We start from the raw sequence: 20411 nt of genomic DNA on the forward strand, positions 1-20411 counted from the left end.
AAACCCTCACTTGGTATCAGGATGGCCGTTATTCAAACACCCCAACGAGGAATAGGGTGCTCTCCCATTGAGATACAGACGTTCTTCACTTCAGCAAACACTTCAAAGCTGTATTCCCCGCCTTCACGTCCCACACCGGAAGCTTTTATGCCGCCAAATGGTTGACGCAGATCGCGAACATTCTGGGAATTAACAAACACCATTCCCGCCTCAATGCCACGTGCCAGACGCAAAACTTTGCTGACATCTTGTGTCCAGATATAGGAAGCGAGGCCATATTCCACATCATTAGCCATGCGCAGCCCGTCTTCTTCACGCTTGAACGGCAACAGACAAGCAACAGGGCCGAAGATCTCTTCTTGTGCCACGCACATGTGGTTATCCACATCAGCCAGAACAGTAGGACGCAAAAAGTGACCATTTTGCAGATGGGCAGGTAAATCGGCGGGTTTATCGGGGCCTCCGGCCAGCAGTGTGGCACCTTCTTCGATCCCCAATCGGATATAACCGGAGACTTTTTCCCAATGTTGCTGGCTGATAAGGCTACCAACCTGGGTTTGCGCATCTTGGGGATCACCGACACGTAACCGATTAGCGCGTTCAGCAAAGCGTTTGACGAATTCGGGGTAGATACTTTCCTGAATGAAAATGCGGGAACCTGCCGTACAGCGTTCGCCATTGAGAGAAAAAATGGTGAACAGGGCGGCATCCAGTGCGCGTTCAATATCTGCATCCTCAAATATGAGGACAGGGGATTTTCCGCCTAATTCCATCGAGTATTTTTTTAGTCCGGCATTTTGCATGATCAGGCGACCGGTTGCTGTCCCACCCGTGAAAGAGACCGCGCGCACATCATGATGTTTTACCAACGCATCGCCGGCGGTGTTACCATAGCCCTGTACCACATTCAATACCCCAGCCGGAATTCCGGCTTCCAGCGCCAATTCGCCCAGACGGTTAGCCGTCAACGGAGAAAGTTCGGACATTTTCAAAATGGCGGTATTTCCCAGCGCCAGACAAGGCGCAACTTTCCATGTAGCCGTCATAAAAGGCACGTTCCACGGGGAAATCAGTGCGCAAACACCAACCGGCTGGATTAATGTATAGTTAAGCATTGTGTCATCAACGGGATAAGTACGCCCGTTCATCTGCTGGCAAGTTTCAGCGAAGAAATTGAAATTTTGTGAAGCTCGTGGGATCAAGACATTTTGTGTCTGATGGATGGGAAGACCCGTATCCTTGGTTTCCATCGCCGCAATATCGGGAACATTTTGGTCGATTAATTCACCCAAACGGCGCATCAAACGAGCGCGCTCTTTCATTGGAGTATTTGCCCATTTGGGGAAAGCCTGTTTGGCTGCTGCAACAGCTTGGGAGATCTCTTCCTGCCCGCCTGATGCAACCTCAGCCAGCACCTCGCCTGTTGCAGGGTTGGTCGTTGTGAAATAGGTTTTGCTACCGACATTTTTGCCGTTGATCCAATGGTTAATCATGGTCATGACAAACTCTCCTCATATTCTTGCTGGCTGACAATGCGATTAACTAAGCGCCCAACACCTTCGACTTCCACGATGACTTCATCCCCGGGAACAACATTGGATAATCCTTTGGGTGTTCCTGTGGCGATCATGTCACCTGGCTGCAATGTCATAAAGTCGCTGAGATAGGTAATTAAGAAAGGAATATCGAAAATCAAATCGGCAGTTGTGCCTTGTTGACGGAGTTCACCGTTCACCCATGTTTTCAGGGTTAGATTATGTGGATCAGCGATCTGCTGTTGGTCTATGATCCACGGACCGATTGGAGTGAGCGTATCGCGGCTTTTTACCCGCAGATTAGGACGATAGTAATTTTCCAGATAATCACGAATGGCGTAATCGTTACAAACGGTATAACCCGCAACGTAATTCATGGCCTCTTCTCTGGAAACTTTGTGGGCGGTTTTCCCCATCACGACAACCAATTCTGCTTCATAATGCATATATTCCACATTATCAGGGCGGACAGAAACCTGACGGTGTCCGGTTAAGCTATTGGCTGCCTTGATAAATACCAGTGGTTCTTCTGGTGGCTTAAATTCCAGCTCTGTGGCGTGATCGGCATAATTTAGCCCCAACGCAAACAGCGTTCCGCTGGCAGGAGGAAGCCATACAACCTCTTTACCGCTTACTCTATTTCCATCTGGCAAGAGGACATTTTCTTGTTCGTCAACGCTGACATTAAGATCCTGGCCCTGATAATGAATTTTGGCGTATCTCATGCCTGACCTCCTGCTAATACAACTCTATTTTCCAAATCAGGGAAGCCTTTAGCCTTGACCGTGACTTTATCGGCAGGATGGAGGGTAACGCGCTGGTGGGGCGTTCCTAATAGAATTGCATCACCCTCTTTTAAGGTGGCGAATTCGCTTAATGCTGCCAATAATTCTGGAGCAGAACGGATGAGATCTTGGGTAGACCAACGATCAACTTCCTGACCATTGATTTCAGTCACGATATCGAGTGATTCTACTGAGTTGGTCTTGATCATCTGCCCTATCGGACAAAAACCGTCCCGACACTTTGCTTTAATGGCAGGGCGGTAGAAGGATGTTTCAGGCAGGCTAACTTCGTTTGCCAATGCGTAGCCAGCGATATACTGTTCGGCATCCTGGACTGAAATTTTGCGGGCTGTTTTTCCAATCAACAGTGCCAGGGTTGCCCCGCTTTGTACTGTTTCTCCGACTGGATGAGGAATAATATCCCCTGAATTAATCAAGGTATTGTGGGGTTTGATAAACCAAATGGGCGTTTTGGGTGGTATTTTATAAGGTTCTTTATTAAATGCCTCATGCCAGAAATTGATCTGGCTGCTATGGTTGAGGGCAACGGCAAAGACAGTGCCTTTCATGGACAACTCCTCGAAACCTGGATGACGTGTTTGCAAGCTCACTTATTAATATATTAATAAATCATATGTGAGCAATCTTCAATATGTTAAAGATATTGTTAATTTTAATTGTGATCCATGTAACAGCACTTTATTGATGATTATTTTTACTACATAAAGATCAGCTTGTTATATTTTTAATTAAGGTCATTTGAGATTGAATTTAACTTTTTTTTAACTTTATAAGGGTGGGATAGTTTTATTTATTTGTTAATGTTGAAGTCTTTCCCCTTTGTGGATGATTTTGAGCATGTTAGGCTTTTTGGTGTTCATGTTGTCTATAATAAACAGCGTGGGCATTGAACTTATAGAGAATGACTAGCGATTAACTAAAGAGTCACTTTTACTTATGCATGAATCCTTGACAATTGCATTGCTTCAAGCGAGAGAAACCGCTATGGGTTTTTTTCGGCCTATTTTGAAGAGCTATAATTTAACTGAGCAACAATGGCGTATTATTCGTGTACTTGCGAATAGCCGATCTATTGATTTTCATGACTTAGCTTGTCTTACTTGTATCTTGCGTCCAAGCCTGACAGGCATTTTGACACGTATGGAGCGTGATGGGCTTATCTTCCGCCTCAAGCCTATGAATGATCAGCGTAAGCTGTATGTCTCTTTGACTCCGGCTGGCCAGGAACTCTATGAGCAAGCAAAAGGGCAGATTGCTGAGGGATATAAGGCAATTGAGGACGCTTTTTCTCCAGAAAAATTGTCCCAACTTTTGGGGTTATTGGATGAATTTATTGCTATCGGAAACCTCTCTCAGGCAGATTTGGATGAAGAGCGCGAACTGTAGATTGAAGGTTTATTAATACATTAATTAGTTAACTAATCAAGTCGGTATAAAGGCCGCTGTAATGAATTGCATCAGAGCATTAATGCAGTATATTGCGGCGGCTTTTCTGCGTTCTTCTGCATTAACAAAGAAAGTACGAGTGAAGATAGTGTGGTTATTTTTTGCTCACCTGATTGATAAAAAATGCTTTTTATTGGAGCAACTTTTATCAATTGTCACTACGTCTGGTTGTCTGAATCCACAGCCTGGTAAAGGTAACACCATTATTATCATATTAATCTTATCTAAATGGCTGTTCGTTCCTCGCTTCGCTTCGCTGCGGTACGCCTCAGCTAAAGACGGCGGTAAGCGTCGTAACATAAGAAAATCTAGTCTTTTTAGATTTGAGCTACTACAATTTATGACATCGCATACTATTTTTTGTTCATAGGAGGCGCTGTGTCCTATTCTAATGTTGTAGTAAACGCTTTAAAATATATACTTGAAAGTGATGATTTGGATACTTTTATTATCGAAAAGTTTTTTTCGAAAAATTATTTTCAAGTAGTAAATGGTAATAAAATATCTTTTAGTGATTTCGTTTCCCATATAAATCTGCTAAAGAAATCTTTGACTAACTTGAAAGTTACTATTTTATCTGTTGCAGATAATGGTGACAACGTTCATACACACCATATGATTAAAGCTAGTAAGATGGATGGTTCTATTATTGAGTTCGAAGTTTTTTCACATTTTTCAGTTAGTAAAAACAAAATAAATTGTTGTTATGAGCTAACAAGAAAAATCATAGGGAATGAAGAGGATAATGACTTAGGTTTTAGGAGTTAGAAATCAATTAATTTTGCGAGAAGATAATACATTAAGTTCATATATTATTATGAAATCTAGTTAAGTTAATAAGATAACTGGAGCGTTTTCGACTATCTTTATAACTCATGTAGAAATTAAAAACCATGAGATATTGGAAGGTGTGATATGACTACTAACAGGGAACCTCTAATGTATTTAATCAAAATATAAACTTTAAAGATCATTTATCATATGGAAGTGGAATACATACATGTCTTGGTGCTGAGTTTGCCAACTTACAATTAAATTTAGTAGTGCTAAAATTAGTTTTATTAAATTTCTCTTTTAATGAAAAATCACCTCCTATATTTGACGTCATATATACTAGAGGTGCAATAAAATATGTCCTTACAAAGAAAAACAATGAAGTAAAATATAGTGGGTTCTGTATCAGTCGAAATCATTCCCTATAATTTAGCAGGAAGAGTTGTCGAATTGCCCTCTTCCTGCTATACCCACTATGCTGACAAGACAATTTTCAGTGCTTTCTCTTGCGCTGCATTACCAAATACTTCATAAGCGGTTTCTATTTCACTCAATGGATAATGATGAGTAACCAGCTTTTCAGGTGCAATTTTGCCGGATTGGACGCTTTTCAGCAGCATAGGTGTACTGCTTGTGTTTACTAGTCCAGTGGTAATGGTAATGTTTTTGATCCAGAGGCTTTCCAGATGCAGTTCAACGGATTTGCCGTGGACACCAACATTGGCAATGGACCCACCTGCTGCAATGATATCCTGACATATTTTGAAGGTCGCAGGGATACCCACACACTCAATGGCGACATCCACACCAATACCGTCAGTCAGTTTGTTGATGGCGTCAACGACGTTTTGTTTTGTCGGGTTGATAACCGTGTTAGCACCAAACTGCCGGGCGACGCTAAGGCGGTTATCATCAGTATCGATCATGATGATATGTGCCGGCGAGTAAAATTGTGATGCCAGTAATGCTGATAGCCCGACTGGTCCCGCACCAATTAGGGCGATAGTCTGGCCCGGTTGGACCTTGCCATTGATAACACCAATTTCAAGGCCAGTTGGCAGGATATCGCTGAGCATTAATGCGGCTTCTTCATCGACACCTTCTGGCAGGCGATGCAGGCTATTATCAGCATGGGGAATACGCACTTTTTCTGCCTGTGTACCATCAATTTTATGCCCCAAGATCCAGCCACCCTCTTTGCAGTGCGCATAAAGCTGGCGTTTACAATAGTTGCAACTACCGCAGACGGTGATACAGGAAATAATTACCTTATCACCGACTTTGATATTGCGGACCGACTCCCCAATTGATTCAACGATCCCAATACCTTCATGGCCCAATATTCGGCCTTGCTCGACAGTAGGTACATCTCCCTTAAGGATATGCAGATCTGTACCACAGATGGTGGTTTTGACGATGCGGACGATAGCATCTGTTGGTTCAATGAGTCGGGGTGGTGCCTTTTCTTCCCAGCGTTTTTTTCCGGCTCCATGATAAACAAGTGCTTTCATATAACCCCCTTCACAGGTAATGGTTGTGATTTTATGGTGTTAAGAACGACAGTAATCCAGAGCACACGATTGACGTTATCTGTTGCCTAAAGTTTAGCAGATGTAAACATTTTCGATTTTCAGAGTGCTTTCTAAAGTCAGCCGTGAAGTAGAATATGACGGATAGGCAGGGCTGGCTGGGTCAAATAGGTGCTGGTTGGCTCTTTATTTCTTTCTTGACTGTGATCTTCTGCAATAAGAGCAATGAGCACAAAATAATAGAACTATGGTGGCAAATCTCAAGTAAGATTGGTTTTCTAAACAGTGAATTATCAATAAATCTGACTGACAGAGTGACGGTTCCTCATCCAGCTTTGATAACTGATATAAGGAAAGCTAACATGATGTTTAATGAAGTTAACGGATCGAGTGCTTTGCAAGGTAAACGAGTGGTAGTAACAGGTGGAGGACGCGATTTTGGACAAGCGGTTTCTGTTTGGTTGGCACGAGAAGGTGCATATGTTGATCTCTGTGCTCGCCAATTAGCCAATGCAGAAGCAACTTGTGAGATTATTCGCCGTGAAGGTGGCATCGCCAGAAGTTATCGATGCGATATGAGTAATGCTCAATCCGTTAGCGATTTTGCTACTCAGTTGTTGCAAGACCATCAACCCATCGATATTTTGATCTTAAGTGCAGCTCAATGGCTGGAAGGGCGTTTGGGGGAAGGTGACAATGACGCCGACATTGTCAGTACGGTGAATTCAGGTATAACAGGTTCTATCCTGCTGACCAAAGTGCTATTACCAAACCTGCGCCAGTCACAGGGTGCCGATATTGTTGCTATGGTCTCGGTTTGTGGTATTCCCCAATTTACCGAATCTGTCGCTCATCCGGCATTCTTCGCTGCCAAACATGCTATGAGTGGCTTTAGTCAGAACTTAGCCCATCATTTAAGCAAAGAAAATATTCGCGTGACCGGGCTTTATCCACCTGATTTTGAACTTAATGGTTTTGATGAAATTCTGGATAATCAGAAAAAAATGGGGGAGCAATTGCTTAATGGCCGTTCAGTGTGGGAAACCATCCGATTTGTTATCACTCAACCCCGTAGTTGCCACATTAAAGCGATTTATTTCCAGGGCCCGACTTTTAAGGATTTTGAATAAGCCGTAGTAAATAAACAGTAGCCATATACTGCTTGGTGCTGGTGGCAGGAAAAGCTACGGTAGTGACGCCTCAGCAGCGGTTTGAAAAAATTGGGAAGCGCATGGAACCACTTGAGCGCAAAAAACCTTATGCCGTCTATGTTGCACCTAAATGTTATGGCTGGTCCTATACGCAACTGGTTATTTACCTGGGAAAAAGATCATCAATGGGTTAGTGGTAGAGAATATGCAGAGAAACATGCTAGTCGTTAGGTATTGCTCCCTAAACGGGAGTAATACCATAGATGAATTATGCTAAATGCGTTTACAAACTGACTTAAATAGCCCATAGACTAAGCTTGCTAGCAATAATGAATTAATTGCTGGGACACCCCATTCTGCTTCCAGACCAACCACGCTGCCGATAACACTGGCAATAATGGCTGCCCAGCCGATCGTTGGTGTTTCAGACGGAAGTGCGCCTTGTTCTCGGCTCTTATCTAATATCTTGCGATGGGAACGCAGAATATAGTAATCAACCAACATAATTCCAATAATGGGTGGGAAAACAACGCCCAACACAGTCAGGAAATCCACAAACCGTTCCAGAATACCCAGAATAGAAAGTAGCGTTCCAAATATTCCAATAACTGCGGTCGTTGGGGAATAACGGAGTTTTTTGCCAGTAATACCCTCTACGGCGTTGATAATGCCTAATGATGAAGAATACAGATTCAAGTCGTTGACCCTCAATGTGGAGAAAACAACAACCAAAAGACCTGCTCCTCCTGCCGCTTGCGACATAATAGTGACAACATCTGACGTATTCAGGGCCTTTGCGATAAGGATAGCCAAGCCATTAATCACAAATTCTCCTGCAATAATGGTCAGCAAGGTGATCCCAAAAACATGCTGACCTGATTTGGTGTAGCGAGTCAGATCAGGCGTCATTAAACTTGCAACAATCGCACCACCTACAACGATCGTGATACCCGCACTAATGGTTAAGGTATCACCAGAATGAGGTAATTTGATAATCTCATGTAGCTGTTGACCAGTATTACCTGACAATACGGTAGTGGAGATATAAGCAACCAGCAAAATAAACAGAGGAACAGCGATTCTGGCAGTAAAACGCAATGCCTTAAAGCCGAAGGCGACCAGTGTTGTCAACAACGTGCCGGAGAACGCTGCAGCCCAGCCAAACCCGAGTCTATCGCCGGAGGCAAAATTAAGGGAATGGGCGAAAATTGCGTTTTGGATACCAAACCAACCTAATAAGCTGATTGCAACCATGAGGCCAATTAATACAGATCCTATGCGGCCAAAACCACACCACCGAGCCAATAGGCTGCCGGATAAGCCTTCGCGCATTCCAGCAAAACCGAGTCCAAATGTGACAATGCCAAAGATCAGGCTGCCGATGAAAATAGCAATAAAGGCATCGATCAAAGCCATAGAGTCACCAAGCACAGCCCCAAGCATAAACTGATCCAATGCCGTCAACATGCCCATATGCACAATAGCTACGCTTAACAGTGATACACGTTGTGTTTGTGGTACCCTGCTCAACGGATAATTTTCAATTTTAACCATGATATTTTGTGATTTCTTTGAAGTTCAGATAAAGAGAATACCTTTTTCAATTAGGCGTTCAGGAATGTAGTTATCCAGATGTAAATGTCTACAGAATTCCCCAAATTGTTGGAGAGAATGGACATTAGCTTTCTGGTAAATGTTATATATTCTGTTTTCTATGGTTTTGTTACTCACATTGTATATTTTGGCCATTTCCTTATTCGAAAATCGGTGAAGCATAAAAAAAATGATATCCATCTCGGCTTTGGTGAACAGTTTGGTATCAATTTCTGTCGTCAAAACGCTGGGTCTATGTTGATTAATATATTGTAAAGGGGACAATGTATTTAGAGGTTTAGCATTCCATACGATCCAAATACATTTTTTGTCGTTATTGTATACTGGAAATTTTTCACTAATGAATGGTGTTAAACTGTCTCTACCATACCAATAGTGTGTTTCTATAACAGAAACTTTATCTTGAGATTCTTCAGTCTTTTTATCATGCTTTGTTAGATCTTCGGCCAATTCAGCCCAGCTAGCCGGAAATTCATTATCAAATTTTCCTTCTATATCAAAATTTATGGGAGTATTAGTGTAGAAGTATGCAGCTTTGTTCATGTAGATATGGCGAGAGTTCAAATCCTTAATTCCCCAAGGTTCGCTCAGATGTTCCATCATGGCAATTAAACCCTTTAGATAGGAGTCGTTATTGTTGTAGGGCAACTTCATTTTTTATCTCATATGGTTGGACACATTGAATTTTTTCGCGAGATAAAAACGAGTGTACTTATGGGCGTATTCTTTAAGCTCTCCATAGACTTTGTATCCTAACTTTTCATAAAAACCTCTGGCTTGGAAACTAAAAGTATCAACATAAGCCATATGGCAGTGTCTTTTTAATGCTTCTTCTTCAGCTTGTAGCATGAGCTGTCTTCCGAAGCCTTTTTTACGGTGTTTCTCATCGACCCAGAGATATTGAATTTCAAGCCCTCCCCACCAGGTTTTAGAAACGAGGCCGGCAATAATTTGGTTATTATCATCAGTGATAGTGAGAAATAGAGGTCGGATATCAACATCACTATATTGTTGGTTATGTGACCAGAGATTTTGAATTACATATATTTCATCCAGAGAATTTGGAGTATCGGTAATATGTATTTTCATTTTTAAGGTTATTTCCTCATTGTAATTATTTTAGATAAAATTGTTTTTAATGAAATTAAAAGGCTTCAAACTAGCTGTTAACACTTTTTTAATTTAATATCAAGAGTGTTCTTCACCCATTTAATTTTCGATAAAAATGATTATCTTTAATTAGAGCGACGGAGACAGAAAAATACGAAATTCACCGTTCTGTAGTAACTGTCTATCGTTCTTATTTGTTACAAAAATGTAGTGTTCGGTTAAGATCTCACCAGGGAAATTTATTTATATTTTTAAGTTTGTTGCTGCTATTTAACAGAAAAAAATTAATCTGTCATCTAATTACTATTCCTTTTAATACCACATTAAATATGATAGGAATATCCTTATTAGGGCGTGTTGACGTTTACCGTTTATCATTTACTCAACCCACATGGGTAGCCATATCACGACAAATGCCAGCGCCAACATGCTGGCATAATTTCGGGCTAATTTATCGTATCTTGTCGCAATAACTCGAAAATGTTTTATTCTGGCAAACGTATTTTCGACCAAATGCCGATAACGGTATAAAACATCATCAATATTCTTATCTGATTTTCGGCTGTTTTTTCGATAAGGAATAACTGTTTTCTAACCTCGTTTTTCAACGAATCTTCTGAACACGTTACTATCGTAACCTTTATCCGCAATCACAAAATCGGATGGGGGTGAATTTTCCGCATGAACAATGTCATGTGTTTGGCCCCCTGACAGCTCAAAATGCACGGGCAACCCGTAACTGTCTACAGCCAGATGAATTTTTGTAGAACGCCCACCCCGACTCTTGCCAATGGCTTCATCTTCCGGTGATACGGCTCCTGAACTGTGTTGATGAGCACGCACAATACTGCCATCAATGAATAACCACTCGGTATCCATATTCTCAGATAACAATTTGAATAATAGCTCAAACCCCCCTTTTTTTGACCAGGCATTGAAACGCTTAAAAAGGGTATTCCATTTTCCGAATTCCTCGGGTAAATCCCGCCACGGACATCCCGTTCTCATTCGATAAAGTATCCCTTCGAAAGTTAGGTAATGCTCTTCTTTGTAGTAAATGCATCCATGTTGTTGCATCAATACAGCTAGCGTATTCCATAAAGATTTTGATAACATTGTTCTTGGCAGGTCATGAACCCAATGGTTAGATCGTTTAGGGAAAGTAGTATTCACGTTCAATGAATGTTCCTATTACCTTATCGTGCATCACTTCGGATTTAGAATAGCCTATCGTTTTTCGATGTAACCTTTTTATACGGATACGAAGAGTCAGGTTGGTTCTTTCTATACGTTGGGTCAAGGCCTTTCCTGTGAGATGTTTTTCCTCAGGAAGGCAATCATAAACGGCATAATTATCCGTACAGTAGAACTGGATATCGAAAGGAGCCAGAAGAGCCAACAATTTTTTCAGCGTTTTCCTGCTGCGATCACCAAATACATGAGCCACAATCCGCTTCATCAAGGGTTCCCAGGCATACCCGAGCCAGCGTTGGTTTTTCTTGTTACCGACAAATGACCATTGCTCGTCTAGTTCACAGATAATCTGGATATCACTTCCTGCCAGAGGCAATGTGGTTACCTGTCTGGGGCAGGGCAAACGGGTCTAAATTATACTGATGGAAAACCCACCGTAATGACTTTCAACATATAACTATTATCCCAGCCGGCTTTATGCCGCTTGGTTTTGATGCTCACCTTAGCCGTTTTCTCATTTTTCAGCAGGTTTAACCCGATTTTATTCATTAAGGCGATATTTTCCGCACCGTATCCACGCCTCAGGCGGTTTTTATCTTCATTGAAACTCACATCCAATTGCCAGTGTAATTTCGATTCAATCTGCCAATGGCTGCGTATTGCATACGCGATAAACTGGGCGGTTCTGGCCTGATGGCTGGTGATGTAGTAACGTCGCTCATACGTCTCTGCTTTCCCTTTGACTTCCCGATGAGATTCAAGCACGGCTATTCCACCCAGCGTTTTCCATTGTGGATGGCGTTCTTTTAACCAGTCAACATCACTGACCAGCCATACCTGCCGTTGTTCTATACGCCCATGATCCCCCTCGACACATCGGTTTCGGTCATGTGCTATCCCGGCAAAGTGATTGGCCAGATGGGTATCTAAAAACAGTTTGATATCCTCATAAAATTCCCCTTGGTTGCCTTTCAGTGCCAACACATAATCCGCCTGACCTGCCACTATCTGCTCCGCTATCTGATACTGGCAGCCCATCGCATCAATCGTGATGGTCGCCTCTTCAATATCCAGCAAGGCCAGCAGCTTGGGGATTGCGGTGATCTCATTGGATTTGTCCGATACTTTCACTTGGCCAAAACAAAGCTGATTGGCGACCGACCAGGCACTCACCAGATGAATAGCCGGGACACCATTGGCCTTATCCAGTGTGCTCCGCATCGTTTTGCCATCTAACGCAATAATATCTTCGGACTGGTGAGCCAGACTTTTCACCCACGCGGTAAAGGCGTGGCCAAACTCGTGCGGGTTGAGTCGGTTGAGGACATCGTTGAAGGTATCATGACTGGGTATTCCATTAGGTAACGCCAGAAATTGCCGGAACCAGTCTTCTTTGGTTTTTCCATATTCTTCAATGTCATTGAAATTCTCACAGCCGCAGATGATGGCACAAATTGAGATAGTGAGAATATCGATAAGCGAGTGGCGCTGAGTTCGATTGACCCGAGGGTCGCTGAGATGCCCGAAGGCGTGACTGATAGAGGTCACTTTCATCGTAGTGTTTCAGAAGAATTGGAGATGGAAAATCCATGATAAACCACAATCAGCCATTAATAACGTACTGAAATGAGCAAAAGTACCCCAAAAAAATTAATTGGTTAATTTAGACCCGTTTGCCCTGGAATCACACCGGGAAACTTTTATCCTCAGACGATGGGTTAGATCTCCGGGTATATCTGCTTCCAAAAGTGCGCAGATGTACCGCATGGTATGCACTCCCTTGCAGGCTACGGGAGTTAATGAGATGGTCTTCCCCACCTTGTGAACCATACTCTTTATAGAGTATTTTTTCTGGAGAGTCCATCATGCAAAACGTCACCCTTATTGGTATCGATCTCGGCAAGCATTCTTTCCATATCCATTGTCAGGACAAATTCGGCAAGACTATGCTGCGTAAAAAATTTACCCGCCCAAAATTAATGGAATTTTTAGCTGGGTGTACATCGACTACCGTCGTGATGGAAGCTTGTGCGGGTGCACATTTTCTGGCTCGCCGGATCGCTGATTTAGGCCATGATGCGAAGATGATATCTCCGCAGTTTGTTCGTCCTTTTGTCAAAAGTAACAAAAATGATTTCGTTGATGCAGAGGCGATATGTGAAGCGGCATCACGCCCCTCAATGCGTTTTGTCCAGCCGAGAACGGAGACGCAACAGGCGATGAGAGCACTGCATCGTGTCAGAGAATCAATAAGGTAAAGACCACTAACCAAATGCACGCCTTTTTGCTGGAGTTTGGTATCAGTCTGCCAAAAGGCGAGGCGGTCATTAAACGGTTATCTCTGGTTCTGGCAGAATACGACGTGCCCGATTATCTGAGCCGTTTGCTGATGAAATTACATGCCCACTACCTTTATCTTGTCGAGCAAATAACCACGTTGGAATTAGAATTAAAACAGTCCATCAAAGCGGACGATGCGACTCAACGCATGATGACAACACCGGGGATAGGACCCATTACCGCCAGCCTACTTTCATCCCAGCTTGGTGACGGAAAACAATTTTCATGCAGCCGGGATTTTGCTGCTTTGATGGGGCTTGTTCCCCGACAATACAGTACAGGGGGAAAACCGACTCTGCTAGGTATCAGCAAACGCGGCAACAAAAATTTGCGCCGATTGCTGGTTCAATGCGCCCGGGCGTTTATGATGCGGCTTGAGCATCAGCATGGGAGACTTGCCGAGTGGGTTCAGGCACAACTGAGCAAGAAATATTCGAATGTGGTTGCCTGTGCACTGGCTAATAAGCTGGCACGAATAGCCTGGGCAATCACTACTCGGCAAAATGAGTATCAGGCCTAATAGAGGCTGGCTGATTCAATAACTTAATGATTAAACAGTGAAATATACGTTACCTATCTGGTTTTGCGAAGACTGATTATTGATGACATGAACGGCCAATCGGCCTGATGAATAACCTAAGAAACAAAATGGCTCATTGAAGCAGGGGAGTTTTTAAGGTTCATCAGGCGCAGAACTCATCGTGGCGCGGGTATCCATACTCATAGAGACGCCGGATAGATTTAAGCAAGCCAACCATACATCAAAATGAGTGTTGCAAAAACGGGGAAGACCATAGATTTGTTTCGCCGCTTTACGCTGATCCTTGCAGGCGGTGGGATCATAAGATAATGGGAAAATACTAACGACTGTCTAAGAGGTAGTCAATTTTTACTAAATAACACTCTGTTTCCGTTCGATTGTTTACTTGATTCAATTCTGTCCAGAGATTTGGTCGTTAACTGCGATGATAACGCGACAACAACATTCTGAGTAAAAATTTTTAATACATTTGATAATTTATGTTAATCAGTTTCATAAATACTCATGATAAAAATCACAATATTCAACATTAAATAATTAACATATTGTTTATCTCCCTTGAATATATAGTATTAAACGAAAACAAAATTACGTTTGTTTTATAAAGAGTAAAGTATTTAACCTAGGTAATTTTGAAATAATTTATCCCTTTTCTTATCTATAACATTAATAAATTAACTAAATTAATTATCGCCTTAATTTAAAAAGGAGGTTACTGATGGTGTCCCAACTTGCAATACATGGTGGTTCTTCTATTCGAACAATATCCTGGCCTGGATGGCCTACAAGCACTCCCCAGACTGTAGATAACTTACTTTCTGTTTTAGACAGTCAACGCTGGTCAATAAGTGGTCCTTATCGCGGAACTCCTTCTTTTGAACAACGTTTTGCAAAAATGTATGCACGTTATACCAATGCCCATTATTGTATTCCAGCCTCCAGCGGAACTGCTAGTCTAGCTATGGCCTTAGAAGCCATTGGTGTTGGTGCTGGCGACGAAGTGATTGTACCAGGGTTATCTTGGGTTGCTTCGGCATCAGCCGTCCTTAGCATCAATGCTATTCCCGTGCTCACTGATGTAAACCCGATGACGGGATGCTTAGATGCAAATGCTGTTGAAAAATCTATCACTCCCCGCTGCCGTGCTATTACTGTTGTGCATCTCGGTTCGGCAGTTGCTGACTTAAATGCTCTGTTACGTATCGCAGAAAAATACAATTTGCCACTCATAGAGGATTGCGCTCAGGCACATGGGGCTCGTTTTGCTGGTCAACATGTTGGTACTTTTGGGATAGCTGGAACGTTCAGTATGCAACACAGCAAGCTGTTGACAAGTGGTGAAGGAGGTGCAGTTCTGACTAATGATGAACAAATTGCTAGACGATTGGCACACCTGCGCGCAGATGGACGCACACATTAGTAATGTGCCACCTCCGTTAGATCATATGGAGTTATTAGAAACAGCCGAACTGATGGGGTCAAACTATTGTCTGTCTGAATTTCATGCCGCCATTTTGCTAGCTCAGTTAGAAAAGCTTGATGCAGAAAATATAATCCGGCGCCGCAATGCCAAATATTTAGATGAATTAATGCAGCAGATTGGCTGTGTTCCCCAGCAAACTACTCAGGGCACCACAGAACGTGTTTATTATAACTATGCCATTAGATTACCTGAATCAGTCTTAGCAAAAGCCTCAGTGGAAAAACTGGCAGAAGCCCTATCAGCAGAGCTTCATCTCCCTTGTAAGCCGATGTATGCATCACTAAGTCAATGTTCTTTATACCAACCTTCGAGCCGACGGCGTTTCGCATTAAACCAAGACTTTCAATCAGCGGTTCAACCACAGCGTTTTAGTTTGCCAATAGCAGAAGCATTTGCTCATAGCCACATTACATTACCACACCGCTTTTTGCTTGCAGAAAAATCAGACATGCTTGATGTACAACATGCTCTGGATAAGGTTATGCACCATGCTGAGCAACTGTGAATCACCAACCAACATGATTTCAACAAAGAGCCATCGTTTTGTATTCATCCGGCATGCAGAAGCAACATGTAATCTACAAGATGAACATGTATTAATCAGTTCAGTAATGCCGGATTCTTCGTTGACCACGTTTGGTCAGAAACAAGCACAATTATTGGCCAATAATATCCCAAGAGAATTAATTGGAGACAAGATATTTAGCAGCCCAATGGTCCGAGCAATGGAAACTGCCAATTTCCTCACGACACGGCATAATTTACCGGTGGTTTCTGATGAGCGTTTGGAAGAAGTACGCATAGAACCCTCACTGACACCAGCATTAAGTTTGTTGGAATGGGATACAATGCTACAAGAGCGTTTAGATAAGCCCACAATTAATGTAAGACCCGAAGTAGAAACTGTTGCTGCACAGAGAGCACGGGTGACTGATTTTTTATATCAACGACACCAAGAGCGCGGCAAGGAAAAAGTCACCGTGATCGTTTCCCATGCATTCACTATAGAACTGGCAATTTTTGTGTTGCTAGGGTTGGATGTCTCTTTGCTACGCCAATGGCGTATACGTATCAGTAATAGTGCCTTGCATATTATAGAGAATGAAGAGATAGGTGGAAAATCGCGGATCGTACTTACTAACGCAAAAAATCACTTGAGATTATGGCATTAAGGGTAAGAAGATAAACGTATGACGGCTAAATTTGAACGATTACAACAACTTTCTCAGCACCCTGATTTTTCAACACTTGTCCCACCTTTAGTGGGATTTACAGCTGATAAAGCACTTGCCATTGTAGAAAGTCATCCACATGCTGATAACATGTTGTTACGCACCCTCTACAGTAAGTTCATTGCTAAACACCTTGACTGGATTAAACAGGTAGAGGAAGTTTGTGGTCCTCCCCCTTGGATTATTCGCAGTGCTGGTCTGGAGGATGGTAATACTTTCGTCAATGCCGGAGGTTATGCCAGCATCATTTGTCATTGCTCAGCAGATTTTAGTGATACGCTTTCTGCGGTCGCTTTTAGTGGATTTGAACCTCAATCCATTGAACAGCAGAGATTAAGTGATCCTGATTATCAGCCACAACCTATCAGTTGTTTCGTTCAAAAATTGATTGAAGATGCACCATCGGAAGGTATTCCACCTATCGTGAATTCCTTGCAGTCTCCTTATCTGATAACTGGCACATGCCATAATTTATGTAAAATTATCGAACAATTACATCAATATTTTTCTGAAGCAGCACTAGATACTGAGTGGGTATTAGAAACGGATCATGGTCTGGTATCCGTGACTGGATTGACGTTAAATGGCACTGAAGGAGTCAAGGGAGAATTGGCCTTCGGTTTCGGTTTTGCATCTGCACAATCTCCTGGCTCAAGGGCAAACTCTGTTGCCTATCATTGGCCGACTTTAACTTCTCCCCTGTGGTATGGCACGCAATTACGCAGGGTTCATGTAGAGAAAATTTGGTTAGTGCAGGCTCGCCCTGCACCGGGATATGCACTAGATCGTCAGGTTGAACAATTAACCTCTGAAGTAAAAACGGATATGGCACGCTGTATGCAAGTATTTCCTGTAGCAGCATTACTGCATCCCACCAAGCCTGCTTTGGGTGCTTTCCTTTCAACATCAACATTAGACGATGCATGGTCGCGTTACCTGTGTCTTCCCCCGTCAGTACAATCCACTCTTGTTGCTGTATTCGTTGAATCCGGTGTTGCCAGTGAACATGCTGGTATCATGTTCCGCCAGCAAAAATTACCAGTTTTTCTTACCCAGTTATCCAATATCCCAGCGGTTCCATGGGTTGTCATTGATAGTGTGGGAGAGCAGGCCTACTTCAGTACACAAAAACCGCTTATCGAATTGGAAACAGAGCACACTGAAGCGGTTAATTTGCCTGCTTCTGTGCAACATATATTTGACGATAGTGAGTCTTTACCTATCACAGAGCTGACTTCTCAATATCTTTCTGATGTTTTACAAAATGCGCTGGCGGGGTTACCAGCCTTAGATAAAAAAGTGGGTATCAGACTCAGGCAACGTAGCCTTTTCCCAACGGACACTTGGATACATCATGGTGATACTGTCCGCAGTCCAAGTTTAACGGGTTGGCTACTCGCACAGACGGGTGAGGACGTGATGGCGCTTTACCCTTCTCATTGGTCAGCGACGGAAGAAACGACCTATTATCTCTGTGCTTTCAGAGCCAAAACAGCCCCTCAGTCAACATTACCGCATTTATGCAAGGCGATCCCTGTGTTGGCAGAGAAGGTTAATCAACTGAATGATCTGCGCCTGCTTATATTATTCATCAAAGCCGAAGCATGGATTGAGAAAATACCCGTTCTACCATTGGCGTCATGGGTTGATGCAGCAATAACGTCCCCAAATGGGGATGGACGTCTATTACTGGAATGCATGCTTCATATACTCGCAGATACAGAGATTCTTCCCATTTATGAAGATACTGACCGGGTAAATATTTTATACTCGCTAGCCAGTAAAGTCGGTTCCACACTTTCTGCTCACAAACTGCTTGAAGTCATTCATCATGGCCAGCTACCACCTACCGCACTGGTTAATTTAGCCTGTGCCCCTAAAGCATTTGCTGATTATAGTGCTTTTCTGACACCACTCAGACGTTTTAAAACCGCCGCTGCACTGGCCGGAGCAAGTGAAGCTGCCGATTTACTACAATCTACTGACCGTATGATGAAAGCCCTACACCAAGAGAAATTACCCACTTTGAGAGCACTTTGCCGTATAGGTTTAGTGGATACTTATGATCAGGTACTCAAGGCAGTATTGGCTGATTTGGTTGATAGACGCGATGTGATAACGTATCAAAATTATCTGGATCTGCTCAGTAGTTGGATGGCATTTGCCCAATTATCAACACTTTCTGTTACTGAAAAAGCGGCACTATGTTCTTTCCAGAGATGGATAGAGCATGTGCGTCATTCCTCTATGCCGTACACCTTTTTCCTTGAGTTAAAAGAAGATATTGTGGAGCTTTTGGGGGATGATTTCTTACGTTGGCAGTCCTTAATACCCATTGCAGGCAATATGACACCGAAACAGTTACCGATAGAAAATGCGCACCAATTGCATAATTTATTACATCAATGGATGCTGGTTCGTTTCCGGGCTAAATCAGGGCCTGAGTTACCTACCCGTTTGCAAAAATTGATCCGCATCGCAGATGGTTTTGGTGATGCTCATTCTTGCCTGTTAAGGTTATCCAATAATCTCTTTGAAATTTCGCTCCCTTTTGTCGTACACAAAGCCAGCTTCCTCTTTAATGAGAAAGAATTGGTTGTGGAATTTTGTGAACTGCCAAATGCCCCGGAAGAGGATATTGGTCGTTTACATGTCTTCGATGCTTTAGCATCGCGCATCGCAGAATGGAATCCCCAATGGCAGATATCATCAAATCGGGTCTGTCAATTCGGTACCTGGACACTTTTTCTACGCTTAAAGCATGTTGATGGCTTGCATTGGCAGTATAACGATCTGGAACAATTGGTGCTTTGGTTACGGGTACTGTTCGATACCGCTTATGATTTTTCCTATATACCTAACGATGAAGTTTTACATGTGCATGAAATGCTAGGCCATTCTCCCTGGCGTGAATTGTTCCAGGCTTATGTCGATTATCGAACTGTGATTGATTTCTCTGTCCAACGTATCACTGTCTATTCATTACCCTTTGCGTCAACGCTCGCTGCTCTCTGCCTGAATAAATTTGTTCGTGATGAGGTTACCCGCGCCTACCTTGCTGGTTTTGACCGTGCCTGGGAGGCTTTTCACCGTATTATTGAGAAGTTGGAAAAAACAGAAGATGATCAGGAACAGTGGGAATGTCTTCATACCTCCGCCGGACAAATGGGATTGCTCCTTTCAGCAAAATGGCCAGAGCAGACCCTTATGCGGATGGTACAGGAACCCTTGTCTTCTATTGCTGCTGAACGCATCGCTGTCAGCCTGTTACATCGTCGTGATTTGGTGATCACATTACAACAGTTAATTACCGTACCAGAAAATACGGGATTGCGTAATTTAGTCCTGCACCATATTCCTGATATTGCGGTAAATGCTAACTCTGCCGCTGATATCGCAGATGAAATAGCTATCTGGCAAAACCAGTTTAAACGCTGCAAGGAGTATTTACTTGCCTATCATGCGAATGTACTTCCTGAGAGCCAGTGTCAGCAGTTTGTCAGGCAACTCAATCTTGTCCCCTATGGCATAACAGAAGAAATTGAGATGTGTATTCAACAGGCTTTGGCTAATATCGCTATGGAGAAGAAAGGTCGTTTTAAATTGTCTGAAGTTGATCCGATTGCGATTATTAGCGCTATACGCATAAAATGAGG

General features: G+C 42.8%; 15 protein-coding genes and 4 pseudogenes. 9 read left to right on the forward strand and 10 right to left on the reverse strand.

Annotated features, from left to right (window positions below):
- Window positions 1-32: 32 nt before the first annotated feature.
- From hpaE to ACE1SE_RS04120, 3 genes are read right to left on the reverse strand one after another with little or no spacing between them, the layout of a single operon-like run.
- Entirely contained in the window at window positions 33-1499 is a 1467-nt protein-coding gene (gene hpaE / locus ACE1SE_RS04110; RefSeq protein WP_374052769.1) for a 5-carboxymethyl-2-hydroxymuconate semialdehyde dehydrogenase, read from the reverse strand.
- Window positions 1496-2260 carry a fumarylacetoacetate hydrolase family protein gene (locus tag ACE1SE_RS04115; RefSeq protein WP_374052770.1) on the reverse strand — a complete coding sequence of 255 codons (765 nt, stop codon included), beginning with the start codon at window positions 2258-2260 and terminating at the stop codon, window positions 1496-1498. The genes hpaE and ACE1SE_RS04115 overlap by 4 nt, the downstream gene beginning before the upstream one ends.
- Window positions 2257-2889, reverse strand: a complete 633-nt coding sequence (locus ACE1SE_RS04120) for a fumarylacetoacetate hydrolase family protein (protein WP_374052771.1) — start codon at window positions 2887-2889, stop codon at window positions 2257-2259. The genes ACE1SE_RS04115 and ACE1SE_RS04120 overlap by 4 nt, the downstream gene beginning before the upstream one ends.
- A 388-nt stretch (window positions 2890-3277) precedes the next feature.
- Here ACE1SE_RS04120 and hpaR point away from each other — a divergent pair, with 388 nt between their 5' ends.
- Together hpaR and ACE1SE_RS04130 are read left to right on the forward strand one after the other, a co-directional pair.
- Window positions 3278-3727, forward strand: a complete 450-nt coding sequence (gene hpaR / locus ACE1SE_RS04125) for a homoprotocatechuate degradation operon regulator HpaR (protein WP_374052772.1) — start codon at window positions 3278-3280, stop codon at window positions 3725-3727.
- 438 nt (window positions 3728-4165) lie between these two features.
- The gene (locus ACE1SE_RS04130) at window positions 4166-4555 is read left to right on the forward strand and encodes a nuclear transport factor 2 family protein (protein ID WP_374052773.1); all 390 of its coding nucleotides are present in this window, start codon (window positions 4166-4168) and stop codon (window positions 4553-4555) included.
- A gap of 479 nt (window positions 4556-5034) precedes the next feature.
- Here the strand turns inward: ACE1SE_RS04130 and ACE1SE_RS04135 are convergent, their stop codons facing one another.
- Window positions 5035-6072, reverse strand: a complete 1038-nt coding sequence (locus ACE1SE_RS04135; RefSeq protein WP_374052774.1) for a zinc-dependent alcohol dehydrogenase family protein — start codon at window positions 6070-6072, stop codon at window positions 5035-5037.
- 380 nt (window positions 6073-6452) lie between these two features.
- On the opposite strand from ACE1SE_RS04135, the gene ACE1SE_RS04140 reads away from it, so the two are divergent.
- Together ACE1SE_RS04140 and ACE1SE_RS04145 are read left to right on the forward strand one after the other, a co-directional pair.
- On the forward strand, window positions 6453-7220 hold the full coding sequence (locus tag ACE1SE_RS04140; RefSeq protein WP_374052775.1) for an SDR family oxidoreductase: 768 nt from the start codon (window positions 6453-6455) through the stop codon (window positions 7218-7220).
- 29 nt (window positions 7221-7249) lie between these two features.
- Window positions 7250-7363, forward strand: a pseudogene (locus ACE1SE_RS04145) (5-deoxy-glucuronate isomerase); the annotation flags it as partial.
- A gap of 151 nt (window positions 7364-7514) precedes the next feature.
- Here the strand turns inward: ACE1SE_RS04145 and ACE1SE_RS04150 are convergent.
- The 6 genes and pseudogenes from ACE1SE_RS04150 to ACE1SE_RS04175 form a co-directional block, all read right to left on the reverse strand.
- Window positions 7515-8795 carry a cytosine permease gene (locus ACE1SE_RS04150; RefSeq protein ID WP_374052776.1) on the reverse strand — a complete coding sequence of 427 codons (1281 nt, stop codon included), beginning with the start codon at window positions 8793-8795 and terminating at the stop codon, window positions 7515-7517.
- A 24-nt stretch (window positions 8796-8819) separates the two neighbouring features.
- Complete coding sequence (locus ACE1SE_RS04155) at window positions 8820-9509, reverse strand: helix-turn-helix transcriptional regulator (protein WP_374052777.1); 690 nt, start codon at window positions 9507-9509, stop codon at window positions 8820-8822.
- A gap of 3 nt (window positions 9510-9512) precedes the next feature.
- Window positions 9513-9944: a GNAT family N-acetyltransferase gene (locus ACE1SE_RS04160; protein WP_374052778.1), complete on the reverse strand. Its 432-nt coding sequence runs from the start codon at window positions 9942-9944 to the stop codon at window positions 9513-9515.
- A 399-nt stretch (window positions 9945-10343) separates the two neighbouring features.
- A pseudogene (locus ACE1SE_RS04165) lies at window positions 10344-11093 on the reverse strand (IS5 family transposase).
- Between the two features lie 25 nt (window positions 11094-11118).
- Window positions 11119-11553 (reverse strand): annotated as a pseudogene (locus tag ACE1SE_RS04170) (IS1 family transposase); the annotation flags it as partial.
- Window positions 11554-11573: 20 nt separating this feature from the next.
- Window positions 11574-12713, reverse strand: a complete 1140-nt coding sequence (locus tag ACE1SE_RS04175) for an ISAs1 family transposase (RefSeq protein ID WP_374052779.1) — start codon at window positions 12711-12713, stop codon at window positions 11574-11576.
- Window positions 12714-13024: 311 nt separating this feature from the next.
- Here ACE1SE_RS04175 and ACE1SE_RS04180 point away from each other — a divergent pair.
- The 5 genes and pseudogenes from ACE1SE_RS04180 to ACE1SE_RS04200 all read left to right on the forward strand — a co-directional run bounded on the left by ACE1SE_RS04180 (window position 13025) and on the right by ACE1SE_RS04200 (window position 20409).
- Window positions 13025-14019 (forward strand): annotated as a pseudogene (locus ACE1SE_RS04180) (IS110 family RNA-guided transposase).
- Window positions 14020-14758: 739 nt separating this feature from the next.
- Window positions 14759-15460 carry an aminotransferase class I/II-fold pyridoxal phosphate-dependent enzyme gene (locus ACE1SE_RS04185; protein WP_374052780.1) on the forward strand — a complete coding sequence of 234 codons (702 nt, stop codon included), beginning with the start codon at window positions 14759-14761 and terminating at the stop codon, window positions 15458-15460.
- Window positions 15444-16028, forward strand: a complete 585-nt coding sequence (locus ACE1SE_RS04190) for a DegT/DnrJ/EryC1/StrS family aminotransferase (RefSeq protein WP_374052781.1) — start codon at window positions 15444-15446, stop codon at window positions 16026-16028. Before ACE1SE_RS04185 ends, ACE1SE_RS04190 begins: the two co-directional genes overlap by 17 nt.
- Window positions 16012-16695, forward strand: coding sequence for a histidine phosphatase family protein (locus ACE1SE_RS04195; protein ID WP_374052782.1), 684 nt, complete (start codon window positions 16012-16014; stop codon window positions 16693-16695). Before ACE1SE_RS04190 ends, ACE1SE_RS04195 begins: the two co-directional genes overlap by 17 nt.
- A gap of 18 nt (window positions 16696-16713) precedes the next feature.
- Window positions 16714-20409 (forward strand): hypothetical protein, encoded by a 3696-nt coding sequence (locus ACE1SE_RS04200; RefSeq protein WP_374052783.1) that lies wholly within the window; start codon window positions 16714-16716, stop codon window positions 20407-20409.
- The last annotated feature ends 2 nt before the right edge of the window (window positions 20410-20411 follow it).

It is taken from the genome of Xenorhabdus taiwanensis, assembly GCF_036512875.1.
Lineage (GTDB): Bacteria > Pseudomonadota > Gammaproteobacteria > Enterobacterales > Enterobacteriaceae > Xenorhabdus > Xenorhabdus taiwanensis.